We start from the raw sequence: 13,721 nt of genomic DNA, 5'->3' as shown, positions 1-13,721 counted from the left end.
TAGGTTTTATTTTATTTGGTTTATAAGACTTTGTCAATCGCTGACAATGTTTTTTCCAAATCTTCTTCAGTGTGAGCATCAGAGATGAACATTGCCTCAAACTGACTAGGTGCCACATAAATTCCCTCAGCCACCATGCCTCTAAAATACTGGGCGAATTTTTCTGTGTCACATTTAAGTACATCAGCGTAGCTTTCCACTGAACCATCTGTAAAGAATGGAGAAAGCAGTGAACCTACACGATTGACACTAATGCCCTTTTTCTTATAAGCCTCTTCAAGCTTTGAAGCAAATGCATCTATTCTCCTATAAATATCCTTGTCGGCTTTTAGTACCTTAAGACTTTCGATTCCAGCTGTAACTGCAATAGGATTTCCTGAAAGAGTACCTGCCTGATATACAGCTCCAACAGGTGCCACCATATCCATGATATCCTTCTTACCAACATAGGCTGCAAGTGGCATTCCTCCACCTACAATTTTTCCAAAGGTAATCATATCCGGCTGGATTCCAAAGTACTCTGATGCACCACCAAAGGCTAATCTAAAGCCTGTGATAACCTCATCAAAAATAAGAAGTGCTTCATTATCCTTTGTAATCTTTCGAAGGAACTCTAAAAAGCCTTCCTTTGGTGGAACAACACCCATATTTGCGCTGACAGGCTCCACAATAACTGCTGCAATCTCGCCCTTATTGGCCTTAAACAAAGCCTCCACAGAAGCCTCATCATTGTAATTAGCCAAAAGTGTAGTCTGAGTATATCCCTTTGGCACTCCTGCAGAATCTGGTGTGGATTCTGTGAGAAGACCTGAGCCTGCTGTAACTAAAAGTCCATCGCTGTGACCATGATAGTTTCCTCTGAATTTTATAATCTTATCCTTGCCTGTGTAGCCTCTTGCAACTCTGATGGCACTCATGACAGCCTCTGTTCCAGAATTTACAAGACGAACCTTATCCATAAAGGGAACAGCCTCTAATATAAGCTTTGCAAGTACTGTTTCCTTCTGAGTAGGCGCTCCGTAAGAAAGTCCATTATCGCAGGCTGCTTTTACAGCGTCGATAACAGGCTGATAGGCATGACCTAAAATCATAGGTCCCCATGAACATACATAATCTACATATTCATTTCCATCCACATCAAATATGTGACTACCCTTTGCATGGTCTATAAAAAGTGGATCCTGTCCCACTGCTCTAAAAGCTCTTACAGGAGAATTTACTCCACCAGGAATATGTTGCTTTGCATCCTCAAAAAAATCATGTGACACACTCATTATTAAACGTCCTCTTCCTCTAAAAATCTGGCTACATCAAGTGCATGATAGGTGATGATTCTGTCTGCACCAGCTCGCTTCATAGCAATCATATTTTCAAGAACAATTCTCTTTTCATCTATCCAGCCATTGGCAGCTGCGGCCTTTACCATAGAATATTCGCCGCTGACATTATATGTGATGAAAGGCACATCAAAGCACTCTCTTGCTTCCTTCATAATATCAAGATAAGCAAGAGCCGGCTTTACGATAATCATATCTGCACCTTCCTCTAAATCATCCTCTATTTCTCTCATGGCTTCTCTGCCATTTGCAGGGTCCATCTGATAAGATTTTCTATCTCCAAAATGAGGTGCAGAGCCTGCTGCATCTCTAAATGGTCCATAGTAGCCTGATGCAAATTTTGCACTGTAGCTAAGGATTGGAGTGTCGATAAAGCCAGCCTCATCCAAAGCCTCTCTCAGGGCTGCCACTCTTCCATCCATCATATCCGATGGTGCCACGATATCTGCTCCGGCCTTTGCCATAGATACTGCCATCTTTGCCAGAAGTGGAAGTGTCTCATCATTTAAAATATGACCTTCGCAGACAAGTCCACAGTGACCGTGGCTTGTATATTCGCAAAGACAAACATCCGCAATTACGATAAGACCAGGATAGTTTTCCTTAATGTGTCTCACACACTGCTGTGTAATTCCATTGTCGTCATAAGCGCCGCTTCCCTTTTCATCCTTATGCTCTGGAATTCCAAAAAGAAGGATGGCAGGAATCTTTGCTGCCACAACTTTATCCAATTCTTCATCTATTCTATCAAGGGAATACTGATAGATATTTGGCATTGAAGGAACTTCATTTTTAATATTGCTTCCTTCAATTACAAATAATGGATAAATCAAATCCTTTACTGATACTTCATTTTCCCTGACAAAGCTTCTCATCTGGGGTGTCTGTCTTAATCTTCTAAATCTTCTCATAATCCTTCTCTCTAATCTATTTATTAAGCTCCTGTCATCTGTGTTACCACATTTACGAAGCTTGAAAATTCTTCTGCCGTGGCAATTTCCTTGTATTTAAAAAGGAAATGCTGAAAATCTCCACTTGGAGAGTTCTTTATAGCTTTTAGCTTTTCCCTGTTATCGTGGAAGATCAAATCCTTAAGCAAATCATTAATCTCTTCCTCAATAATAAGCTCTCCGCTTTCTTTTTCCTGAAGCTTTATGGAATTATTTTCCTTTGCGATAGCTTCAAAATCGTCTATTGTAATAAGCTGGCTTTTGCCAAGCTTTAATATGTCTTCGTCAATATCCTTTGGAACAGCCAAATCTATAAACAGTCTGTCCCTTTCTTCCATGTGAATATCCACAAGTTTCCCGTATGTAATGGTATAATGTGGACTCTTTGTAGCTGATACTACCACATCCATTTCATTAATATATTTGTATCTTTCCTCGTAAGGGATGGTAATTACATTTAAAGCATTTAGCTGATGAATATGCTTAGTTACATAAATCTCACAATCCCCGTAGGACAATAGATTTTTAAAGACCTTGTTACCTGTGTCTCCTGTGGCACCGATAATCATGACCTTTTTATTATCATGGGCAAAATTATGAATTTTTGTAGCGGCAAGGGATGCAACTGAAACAGATGATTTTGATAGCTTTGTCTCTGTTTTAATTCTTTTTGCACATGCGATAGCGCTCTGAAAAACAGTGTTTAATTCAAAGCCAGTGAAGCCCTCATCCATAGAATAGAAATAGGCATTCTTTATCTGTCTAAGAATTTCATCTTCACCTAAAACCATAGACTCGAAGCCTGCTGCGACATGAAACAGATGATTCACCGCACCATTTCCATCAAAGAACAAAACATTTTGTTTTAATTCTTCCACAGAAACGCCTGCAAGCTCAGCCCAAACAGGAAGCAACTTTGTGGCTTTTCCCACTCCATAGACCTCACATCTGTTGCAGGTATTTACATAAACGCATTCTTTTATGCATACCTCAGAAAGTCTACGAAAAAACTCCTTTGTTTTGTCTTCATCGAAGGCAAAGCTTTGTCTAAAATCAGTAGATGAAATTTTATGATTTACCGAAACTACGAACATAACATAATCGCCCTTTCATTGCCCATCATTATATATTATCTCTATAACAGAGCCAACTATAAATTGACTTATAGTTGGCTCCTTAATTATATGATGTAATACCACTCCTCTGATTGATGCAACTCTTCTGTCGCTATCGTATTTTCGGATGTCCGATATTCCATCTCCAAATTTTTCATGCTCACAATAGTATTAGGATTGATTGAGCTGGTAATAAATGTGTTACCACCTATTACAGCATTCTCTCCTATTATAGTATTACCTCCTAATATGGAAGCTCCTGCATATATAGTGACATTGTCACAAATGGTAGGATGTCTCTTCTTTCCAGAAAGCTTTTGACCACCTCTGGTAGAAAGAGCTCCTATGGTAACTCCCTGATAGATCTTTACATTTTTTCCTATAATCGCCGTCTCACCAATAACAATGCCTGTTCCGTGATCTATAAAGAAATTTTTATCAATAGTGGCACCAGGATGAATATCAATACCAGTTTTTGAGTGAGCAAGCTCTGTCATCATACGTGGCAATACTGGCACCTGCTCAACATAAAGCTCGTGGGCAATTCTATAAACTGTACTAGCTATCAGACCAGGATAAGCAAGAATAATTTCCTCAAAACAACCTGCAGCAGGGTCGCCGTCGTAAGCAGCCAGCAAATCGCTTTCTATGTATTCGCGAATCTTTGGTATTCTACCAAAAAAAGCTTTACAGATTCTGTAGCTTTCCTTTCTTCTGTCATCTTCTGTCATAGTGCCTCGTTTTTTACAGAAATCCAGTGCCAGAAAGACCTGTTTATTCAAGTGGTAAAAGGCATCTTCAATGATTACAGCATAGCTGTTATGAGGGTTATAAATCTTGAAGGACTTATCTCTAAAATAGCCTGGATACACAATCTTAAAAAGGTTTTTAACCAGTTCCTGGACTTCCCTTTTATCCGGCTTGTTAAAGATATCAACCGCATCAATATTTTTCTGACCGTCAAAATCCGCAAGGATATCTTTTACAATCAGATCTATTTCCTGTTGTTCTTTAACTAGTGTGCTCACAATGTCCCCTTTCTACAAATTTTTAAGCGAATGTTTTTAATACTCTTACAAGAGCATCAATATCGTCTGGTGAATTATAAAACGCAAGTGTAGGACGAACTGAACTCTCATAGCCAAAGTGTCTGAGCACTGGCTGTGCACAGTGATGTCCTGTTCTTACTGCAATTCCATAGCTGTCTAATCTCTTGCCAACTTCTTCATCTGAGTAGCCATCTAATTTGAATGAAAGAACTGATGCTTTATTAAGGGCTGTTCCAATAAGGTGCAACCCCTTTACTGTCTTCATTTCCTTCATGGCATACTGTAAAAGCTCGTGCTCCCATCGGTATACACATGGCATTCCAATCTCAGAAAGATATGAAAGTGCTGCGCCAAGACCTACCGCATCTGCGATACTTCCTGTTCCTGCCTCAAACTTGTTTGGAGCTGGATTGTAGATAGTACGCTCAAAAGTAACATCCTTAATCATGTTGCCACCGCCATGATATGGTCTGGCAGCATCCAACAGCTCCTTCTTTCCATAGACAACACCGATTCCTGTAGGTGCAAATACTTTGTGTCCAGAGAACACGAAGAAATCAGCATCAAGAGCTGTGACGCTCACTGGAATGTGAGCAATTGACTGAGCTCCATCAATAAGTATTCTCACCCCGTGTCTGTGGGCAATAGCAATAAGCTCTGCCACTGGAGTAACTGTGCCAAGCACATTAGAAACGTGGGCAACTGATACAAACTTAGTCTTCTTAGTAAAGAGCTTCTCGTACTCATCAAGCTTTAGCTGACCTGACTCATCAACAGGAATGACCTTGATAACTGCACCTGTCTCCTGGGCAATGAGCTGCCATGGAACAATATTTGCATGGTGCTCTAAGATAGAAACGATAATCTCATCTCCTGGCTCAAGTGTAGGCTTTACATATGCGTTTGCAACAAGGTTAATAGCCTCTGTTGTGCCTCTGACAAATACGATTTCATCAGATGAGCCTGCACCGATAAAGTCTCTTACAATATCTCTTGCATTCTCATATGCATCTGTAGAGCGGGCTGCCAAAGTATGAGCTCCTCTGTGAACATTTGAGTTCTCATGCTCATAGTAATATGAGATTCTGTCGATTACCTGCTGTGGTCTCTGTGTAGTTGCACCATTATCAAGCCATACCAACTGACGACCATTAATCTGCTCTGAAAGAATTGGGAAATCACTTCTTATCTGGGCAAGAGTCTTAGAGCCAATTCTTATGGACTCATCTCTTGAAGTATAAGAAATATATTCCTCACTTTCCTTTTTCACCTGGTCTCCACCAAGTGATGTGGGCACATCAATAGCCCTGCTTTGCTCGTCAGCCTGAGTCTGAGACAGTACCTGTGGAGCATATCCGGAAGTTGCTAGAGTTGCTGTAGGCACTTCTGGAATAGCAGACACTTCTGGGATAGCTGGAATCTCAGGGACATTTGCATAAGGCAAAATGATATCCTGACTTCCGCCATAGATTGTCTGTTCTGGAACCTCTGGTGCCTCAGGCTCTGCTATGCTGCCTGTCAAATCAGGGAACAATTGATTAGCAAGTGCTGTCAGTTCCGCTGCACTTGGAACCCCTGCAAGATTCTCAATCGTAGTCATAATACTCACCTACCTCTACATCTTCCAATACCGCAATAGCGTCATCTGCAAGAATTGCTGCTGAGCAGTATAAAGACAAGAGATATGATGCTACACCCTTATCATCGATTCCTCTAAAACGAACAGATAAGCCTCTTGAGTGTTCATTCTTAAGACCAGCCTGGAATAATCCAACTACACCACGCTTTGCCTCACCTGTACGAATTAGTAAGATGTTAGTCTTACCGCTCTGTGACTTAGGATTCTTAAGACCATCAACCAAAAGCTTGTCGGTTGGGATAATTGGAATACCTCTCCATGCTAAGAATGTTCCTCCAGCAAGATTTACTGTTACAGGTGGAACGCCTCTCTTTGTACACTCTCTTTCGAAAGCTGCAATTGCACGTGGATGTGCAAGGAAGAATGAAGGCTCCTTCCATACCTTTGTGATGAGCTCATCAAGGTCATCTGGTGTTGGAGCACCGTTTCTTGTCTGGATTCTCTGAGAATCTGGAACGTTCTTAAGAAGACCGTAATCATCATTGTTGATTAACTGGCTTTCCTGACGCTCTCTTAAAGACTCGATTGCAAGTGAAAGCTGCTCCTGTACCTGATCGTAAGGTGCACTGTAAACATCCTCGATTACTGTGTTTACATTGATGATTGTTGAGATAGAGTTTAATCTGTACTCTCTTGGTGAAGTCTCATACTCAACATATCCATCAGGAATGATGTCTGACTTCTTAGTCTGACTGCAGAGAACATCAAGTGGTGTCTCACCTTCCACTACCTTGTTAACTCTGTAGATACCTGTCTCCAATCCCTTGAATTCCAAAAACTTTGTAAGCCACTTAGGTGTGATAGCACCAAACTGAGGCTTAGTCTTTGTGACATTCGCAAGATTGTAGGCAGCCTGGGCACCAAGAGCATTGATGCCTTCAGTCTTTTCTACTGCTTCTTTTGCCATTTTTCTTATCCTCCTTAAAAAAATAATATGGGGTTTATATAGAAACGCCATTTGGCGGTTTCTATCCTTATAACCACGCACCTTCATGAGAGAATATAATATCTTTCATTGCATCTAATCCTCCCTTAAGATTGTACATAGGTCCTTCATAGCCAGCTTCCCTAAGGGTTCTGATTGCAAGCTCACTTCGCTTGCCTTGTTTACAAATAAATATGGTGTCAACATCAGGATTTAGTTCATTCTTCCTTCTTGCAAGCTGTCCAATTGGAATTACTACTGCATTAGGAAATCTAAGCACTGCTCTTTCATGAGGCTCTCTTACATCAACAAATGTAATTGGTTCCTCTTCCTCAATTCTTCTAGCAAGCTCCTCTGGTTCAATGCTTTCGATTGGCTCCTCATCCTCATCAACCCTAAGTCCGCAGAAGTCTTCATAGTCGAAATCTTCCACATCAGTGATAGTTGGTGAATAACCACAGAGTGGACAGTCGTGATTCTTATCTACATGTAGAATTCTTGAATGAAGATAGAGGCTATCTACCACCAAAAGCTTTCCATCCAAATGCTCACCAATTCCTATAATTAGTTTCAAGGCCTCATTGGCCTGAATACTTCCAATAATTCCACCTAAGGGACTAATTGAGCCTCCCTCTGAACAGGTAGGAACCAGTCCTGGTTCAGGTGGTGCAGGATAAAGACATCTAAGACATGGGCCTCCCTTATAATTGAAGACTCCTACCTGGCCTTCATATTGGAAAATCGCACCAAATACAAATGGAATTCCTGCCAAGACGCAGGCGTCATTTATTAAATATCTGGCTTTATAGTTATCTGTACAGTCGATGACAAGATCATATCCATCGATTACAGAGACGATATTATCTGCATCAAGCTGAACATTCTCGTCCTCGAATACAATACTTCTATTAATATTCCTGACCTTATCTCTTGCTGATGCCACCTTTGGTCTCTTTAAATCACGGCTTGTATGAAGCACCTGATTTTGAAGGTTCTCCAACGATACCTCGTCGAAATCCACCACCTTTATAGTTCCAACTCCTGCTGCTGCAAGATACTGAATCACAGGTGAGCCAAGGGCTCCTGCTCCTGCCACAACAACACGGGCAGCCTTAATTCTCTTTTGCCCCTTAACTCCGATTTCACGAAGCATTAAATGCTTACTAAATCGCTCTACCTCTGAATCATCAAAGGCCACTGCCTTTCTTCTGTCGTCTGAAATGATGCTGTCCTCTGGAGCACCACCTGCTATAGCTGGAAGAAGAAGAACTTCCTGTGATGCTTTAATTTTCTTGTTCCAGTTTTCGCTGTGGCTGTAGTTTTCGTCTCCCACATATATCTGTACGAAGCTTCTAAGTTTTCCCGCCTCGTCAAACAATACTTTCTTTGAATCTGGGTACTCATCAGTAAGAAAACCTAAAGCTTCTTTTATGTTGTCAGCTTCCACATTAAGCTGTACGTTTTTGTCGAAAAAATTTCTAAGTGTAGCTGAAATGTAAACTAGCATTATCTTCCCTCCAAGTCTTTATATATGAACCAATACTCTCTCTTCCTTTACGTCTGTAGTCTCTGGCTTTTCTCTTCTATAAGCTCTCATATCTACAACTCCGTTTTTAGTAACAGCAAATATAAGATTTAAAACTCCTGGCACCATATACTCTTTGTCTGAAGTTGAAAGAGTTGCTGTCTTGTTAGGATGTGAGTGATAAAATCCAATAATCTCTTTTTGCTCCTTCTCAACCCTGTAAATTTCCAACGGATTCATAGAGAAAAAGGACTCCCTTTTGTCATTTTCTCTGTTGGTTGCTTCTTTGATATCGTATATACGATTATCATGGAGGTTTCCAATAAGAATCCCACAGGCTTCATTTGGATACGTATTTTCGATATGTTCTGCTAATTTGTTATACGCATCATCTTCAATTACAAATGTTCCACTCATAGGCAATCCCCTTTCTTTTATTTCCTATCTATCCACTAGGTTGATAGGATTATAGGCTCTAGAGCCCGTAAAATCAATACTTCTAGTTCCTAAAGATAATTAGAGCCAGCTATCAACTCAATTGATAGCTGGCTCTAATTGTTAAAAAATTAGGCATTCTAAATTATGTTAATTTTAAATATAATCTCCAACAGTAGCTGTTTCTCCACTAATTGCTGAAGCTTTGTAGATGTAATCTGCTGCATCTACTACAGATGTAATATCATCAGTAATCCAATCACTGATATATCCTCTTGTGGATTTAAATACCGATGTATCCAGTTCTTTCTTTGCAAAAAGCAATACCACAATACCTGCATCATTAAGATGCTTTACAACACCCTTTATTCCATGGTTGCTTTCCGGTGCGTAAAGATATGTATGTCGTCCTCTGTTGCTAAGCTCTTTTTCCAGCTTCTGTACAAACTCAAGATTAACTAGTCTGCTTTCGCTAAGCTCTACTGTAATGGCTCTTTGTCCCTTCCAGTTGCTTCTCACTTCTCTATCTATAACTGTGGCAGATATTCCCGCCTCTTCCTTATATACCTGATTTACTACACCACAGGCAGAAGTCATATTTGTAATTCTATCAATAAGAATAAGCTCACCAAGTGTTTTGTGCTTTGCAAAGGTGTCTACCACGATGCTGTCTGCAAGCTGCAACTCACATACGGCAATCTCATTTTTATCTAATGAGGTAGCTTCCTTCTTCTCACCGGTATTTACATCAATTGTATTTCTGATATTTGTAACAACACCTGGGATAAGCTTTGTGCCAAGCTTTACAAAGAAATTCTTTCCTGTCTCAAGCTTCTCATCATCCATCCAAAGAAGTGTAGCCTCAATAGATGAAGTGACTCCGATTTCCACATTGGAAGAAAGGACACAGCCTCTTGATACATCCACCTCTCGATTGAGCTGAATCGTAACAGGTCGGCCAATGCTTGCCTCTTCCACTTCTTTATCAAGCACATGGATACTCTTTACATTTGCCTTTTCTCCACTTGGAAGAATGGTAAGCTCATCTCCCACATGAACACTACCGGCTTCAATCTGCCCCTGAAATCCTCTGAAGGTATGATTTGGACGGCAAACACGCTGTACTGGCATGTAAAATCCCTTCTCTTCCTTTTCAGATGCCACGTCCACCTGCTCAAGGTATTCAAGCAAAACTGGACCCTCATACCAATCGATGTTTTCTGAACGCTTTGTAACATTATCGCCTTCTGTGGCTGATACAGGAATAACTACATGGTTTTCAAGCTTTAATTCATTTACCAGCTCTTCAATCTGTTCAGTAATTTCATCAAAACGTTCCCTGCTATAACGCACAAGATCCATTTTATTTATCGCAAATACGAAATACTTAATTCCCATAAGAGAGCAGATTCTTGCGTGTCTTCTTGTCTGCACCAGTACACCCTGCTTTGCATCTATAAGAATAACTGCAAGATCTGCAAAGGATGCTCCTACAGCCATGTTTCTAGTGTATTCTTCGTGGCCTGGTGTATCTGCAACGATAAAACTACGATTGTCAGTAGTAAAATATCTGTAAGCCACGTCGATGGTGATTCCCTGCTCTCGTTCTGCCATAAGTCCATCTAAAAGTAAGGAATAATCAATAGCACCGCCTCTACTACCTACCTTTGAATCAAGCTCCAGTGCCTTTTCCTGATCTGCATAAAGAAGCTTTGAATCATAAAGGATGTGTCCAATGAGAGTAGATTTTCCGTCGTCCACACTTCCGCATGTAATAAATTTAAGTAACTGCATTAGAAATATCCCTCCCTTTTTCTACGTTCCATCGAGCCTGCTGCCTCATTATCGATAACTCGTGTTGTTCGCTCGCTGGAAACGGCACTTAGTGTCTCCTCTATGATTTCATCCAAAGTGTCAGCATCCGACTCAACGCCACCTGTAAGTGGATAGCAGCCCAGAGTTCTAAAACGCACCTTTTTATTTACAACCTCTTCTCCCGGAAGAAGTCTCTTTTCCATTCTTTCATCATCCACCATGATGATATTTCCATCCCTGTAAACAACAGGTCTTTCCTTTGCAAAATAAAGAGATGGAATTTCAATATTTTCTCTTTTGATGTACTGCCAGATATCCTTTTCAGTCCAGTTTGAAAGAGGAAATACTCGTACCTCCTCACCCTTAAATAGCTTTGTGTTAAAGAGCTTCCACATCTCTGGGCGCTGATTCTTTGGATCCCAGGCATGGGCAGAATTTCTAAATGAAAAGATTCTCTCTTTTGCTCTGGATTTTTCCTCATCTCGTCGGCCTCCACCAAAGGCAGCTGTAAAACCGTACTTATCAAGTGCCTGCTTTAGTGCCTGAGTCTTCATAATATCTGTATAGGCACTGCCGTGATCAAATGGATTGATTCCCTGAGCAACACCTTCTTCATTAATGTATTCAAGCATTGTAAGACCATACTTTTCCGCAACTGCGTCACGAAACTCAATCATTTCTCTAAACTTCCATGTGGTATTTACATGTAAAAATGGAAATGGTGGCTTTTCCGGGTAAAATGCCTTTAATGCAAGGTGAAGCATTACCGAGCTATCCTTTCCAATAGAATAAAGCATAACTGGCTTTTCGCATTCTGCAGCAACCTCGCGGATAATGTATATTGCCTCAGCTTCCAGCTCATCAAGATGTGTCAATTTACTCATAGCATTCCTCTCTAGTATTTGTTAGATTCCTTCGTATTTACGGTAATTGTTTCACTGCTGCCATCTAATCGTTTAACAGTCCAGGTTCTCAAATCTCCTTTTTCTTCAACAGAAAGAATGGAACCCTTTCCTCCTATATCAGCTCCTAGGAAAAACTCGATAGCACCAGTCTTGCATTCCTTTAGACAGGAAGTACATCCCCAGCAGTCCTTTTCTCTTTTGATTACAGCTCTGTTATTTACTATCTTTATAAGATTTCCTGGACATACCTCTGCGCATCTTTTACAACCTACGCAGGACAAGGCGTTAATTTTAATACTCATTAAACCTCACCTCCTGCATCTACCAGTTTGTTGCCATCAAAGGCAAAAATCACTGGTTTGTAATCATCTACAACAAGTGGTCTTTTTATTATTTTTATCTGGTTGTCTTCTTTGATTGAATTAATATAGACCTCAAAATCCTTATCCTCGTCCGGATAATTTTTGTTTTCTGCAAAGCTGTGCCAACGTGTTTCTTTTCTGGCCTTTAAATGCTCTATAAGGGAAAGGCATACAGTTAATCTTTCTTTGATTTCGTAGATTTGTAATAGCTCATCTGTGTCGTAAGCCTTCAAAGTCTCAAGAACATCAAACAAGCCAGAGATCTTTTCTTTTGCAAGCTTTAGTCCTGTCTCATTAAACTGATAAGCCTTGCTGATTCCACCGGCATACTCATCCATGATTTTTTGCATGCTCTCTTCCAGCTGCTCTATGGTGATATTTCCTTCCTCATTATTTAAGAATTTTTCATACTGAGAAACTATGGTCTCCCAACTATCATCAGAATATGCCTCCTGACCTTCTGCCAAAAATTCTTCAATTCCAAGTGCGGCAAGCTTTCCCTCTACTAGAGCTCCCGTTACGTATTTCTGTGGGGCACCTCCTGCCACATCTCCGGCAGCATACAAGCCTTTTACGGTAGTGGCTCTGTTGTTGTCCACCCAGAATCCACTAGCTGTGTGACCGCCTACTATATATGGCTCTGTGCCTTCTATCTCCACATTCTGTTTAGCTGGTCCCTGACCGCCCTCTAGCCACTTTAGTGTCTGGGATGGTGCCATGTTCAGATAGGCTTTGTAAAGCTCGTCCTCCTGCTCCTTTGAAATCTCATCTGTCTTTAGATAACAGGGCCCATTTCCTAGTCTGTTTTCCTCAGTAGTGCCATAAACTCTTTTGCAGGTGGCAACGCCGTACTTTGTCTCATAAATTTCCCCTTTGCCATTCATCTGCTTTGCTCTCACACCCTGAGCTATGGTTCCTGTAGGAGCAATTGTATCCTTACATCTAAGGGCGATAAATCGCATTTCAAAAGTGGTCATCTCTGCTCCTGCGTTGATTCCCATAGCATAGCCTGCTCCGGTATTAAAAGGTGGATACCACATTTTATGTCTGGAAAAACCCGGGTTATTTGGTCGATAAAGACCTGCTGCTCCGCCTGTTGCAATAAGCACCGCCTTTGCTATTATCACGTAGGCCTTTTGACTATTTACATCAAATCCTACAGCTCCGAAAACTTTGTTTTCCTTCACCATAAGATCTGTAATATTAACGTGATTTATGACAGTCACATTGTCCTTGGTCTGAGCCATATGAGCTAAGATAGGCTTAATGTTTTCTCCGTTTATTTTTATGTTTCGATTTCCTCTGGTAACATATTTACCATTTTCATCCTTTAAGATAACCAGCCCGTTTTCTTCAAGCTTATGTGTTACCTCATTTAGATTTTCAGATATGGATAAAAGCAAATCCTCTCTTACGATTCCCTTTGCATCCTTCTTGCAATAATCCACATAATCCTGAGGAACTCTTCCCTCTGTAATATATGCATTTATGGCGTTTACACCGGCAGCAAGGCATCCGCTTCTTTTAATGTTTGCCTTTTCAGCCACAAGGACCTTGTGCTTTCCGCTTTGACCAAATGTATATGCAGCGTAGCAGCCTGCTGTACCGCCGCCAATTATCAAAATATCTGTATTTAATTTTTCTACCTGTATCATTTTTTTCAT

The 13,721-nt window shown here is 40.7% G+C and carries 12 protein-coding genes; all 12 read right to left on the bottom strand.

What is annotated here, in order from left to right:
• Positions 1–20: 20 nt before the first annotated feature.
• Complete coding sequence (gene hemL / locus G592_RS0102740; protein WP_028246454.1) at positions 21–1,274, bottom strand: glutamate-1-semialdehyde 2,1-aminomutase; 1,254 nt, start codon at positions 1,272–1,274, stop codon at positions 21–23.
• A 2-nt stretch (positions 1,275–1,276) separates the two neighbouring features.
• The gene (gene hemB / locus G592_RS0102735; protein WP_028246453.1) at positions 1,277–2,248 is read right to left on the bottom strand and encodes a porphobilinogen synthase; all 972 of its coding nucleotides are present in this window, start codon (positions 2,246–2,248) and stop codon (positions 1,277–1,279) included.
• Positions 2,249–2,271: 23 nt separating this feature from the next.
• Positions 2,272–3,381, bottom strand: a complete 1,110-nt coding sequence (gene hemA / locus G592_RS0102730; protein WP_028246452.1) for a glutamyl-tRNA reductase — start codon at positions 3,379–3,381, stop codon at positions 2,272–2,274.
• An 86-nt stretch (positions 3,382–3,467) separates the two neighbouring features.
• Positions 3,468–4,430, bottom strand: a complete 963-nt coding sequence (gene epsC, locus G592_RS0102725; protein WP_036951625.1) for a serine O-acetyltransferase EpsC — start codon at positions 4,428–4,430, stop codon at positions 3,468–3,470.
• A 22-nt stretch (positions 4,431–4,452) separates the two neighbouring features.
• The gene (locus tag G592_RS0102720) at positions 4,453–6,051 is read right to left on the bottom strand and encodes a cysteine desulfurase (RefSeq protein WP_028246450.1); all 1,599 of its coding nucleotides are present in this window, start codon (positions 6,049–6,051) and stop codon (positions 4,453–4,455) included.
• Positions 6,038–6,997: a family 2A encapsulin nanocompartment shell protein gene (locus tag G592_RS0102715; protein ID WP_028246449.1), complete on the bottom strand. Its 960-nt coding sequence runs from the start codon at positions 6,995–6,997 to the stop codon at positions 6,038–6,040. The genes G592_RS0102720 and G592_RS0102715 overlap by 14 nt, the downstream gene beginning before the upstream one ends.
• A 67-nt stretch (positions 6,998–7,064) precedes the next feature.
• Positions 7,065–8,522 carry a molybdopterin-synthase adenylyltransferase MoeB gene (gene moeB, locus G592_RS0102710; RefSeq protein WP_028246448.1) on the bottom strand — a complete coding sequence of 486 codons (1,458 nt, stop codon included), beginning with the start codon at positions 8,520–8,522 and terminating at the stop codon, positions 7,065–7,067.
• A gap of 18 nt (positions 8,523–8,540) precedes the next feature.
• Positions 8,541–8,957 (bottom strand): Mov34/MPN/PAD-1 family protein, encoded by a 417-nt coding sequence (locus G592_RS15475; protein ID WP_051194727.1) that lies wholly within the window; start codon positions 8,955–8,957, stop codon positions 8,541–8,543.
• A gap of 174 nt (positions 8,958–9,131) precedes the next feature.
• Entirely contained in the window at positions 9,132–10,769 is a 1,638-nt protein-coding gene (locus G592_RS15470) for a sulfate adenylyltransferase subunit 1 (RefSeq protein ID WP_081660292.1), read from the bottom strand.
• On the bottom strand, positions 10,769–11,674 hold the full coding sequence (gene cysD / locus G592_RS0102695) for a sulfate adenylyltransferase subunit CysD (protein WP_028246447.1): 906 nt from the start codon (positions 11,672–11,674) through the stop codon (positions 10,769–10,771). The genes G592_RS15470 and cysD overlap by 1 nt, the downstream gene beginning before the upstream one ends.
• An 11-nt stretch (positions 11,675–11,685) precedes the next feature.
• Positions 11,686–11,997: a 4Fe-4S dicluster domain-containing protein gene (locus G592_RS0102690; RefSeq protein WP_028246446.1), complete on the bottom strand. Its 312-nt coding sequence runs from the start codon at positions 11,995–11,997 to the stop codon at positions 11,686–11,688.
• Positions 11,997–13,721, bottom strand: a complete 1,725-nt coding sequence (locus tag G592_RS0102685) for an adenylyl-sulfate reductase subunit alpha (protein WP_028246445.1) — start codon at positions 13,719–13,721, stop codon at positions 11,997–11,999. Before G592_RS0102685 ends, G592_RS0102690 begins: the two co-directional genes overlap by 1 nt.

The sequence above is a fragment of the Pseudobutyrivibrio ruminis CF1b genome (assembly GCF_000424005.1).
Classification (GTDB): domain Bacteria; phylum Bacillota; class Clostridia; order Lachnospirales; family Lachnospiraceae; genus Pseudobutyrivibrio; species Pseudobutyrivibrio ruminis_C.
Note: the sequence above shows the minus strand (reverse complement) of the source record. Positions and strands in the feature narration are given on the sequence as shown.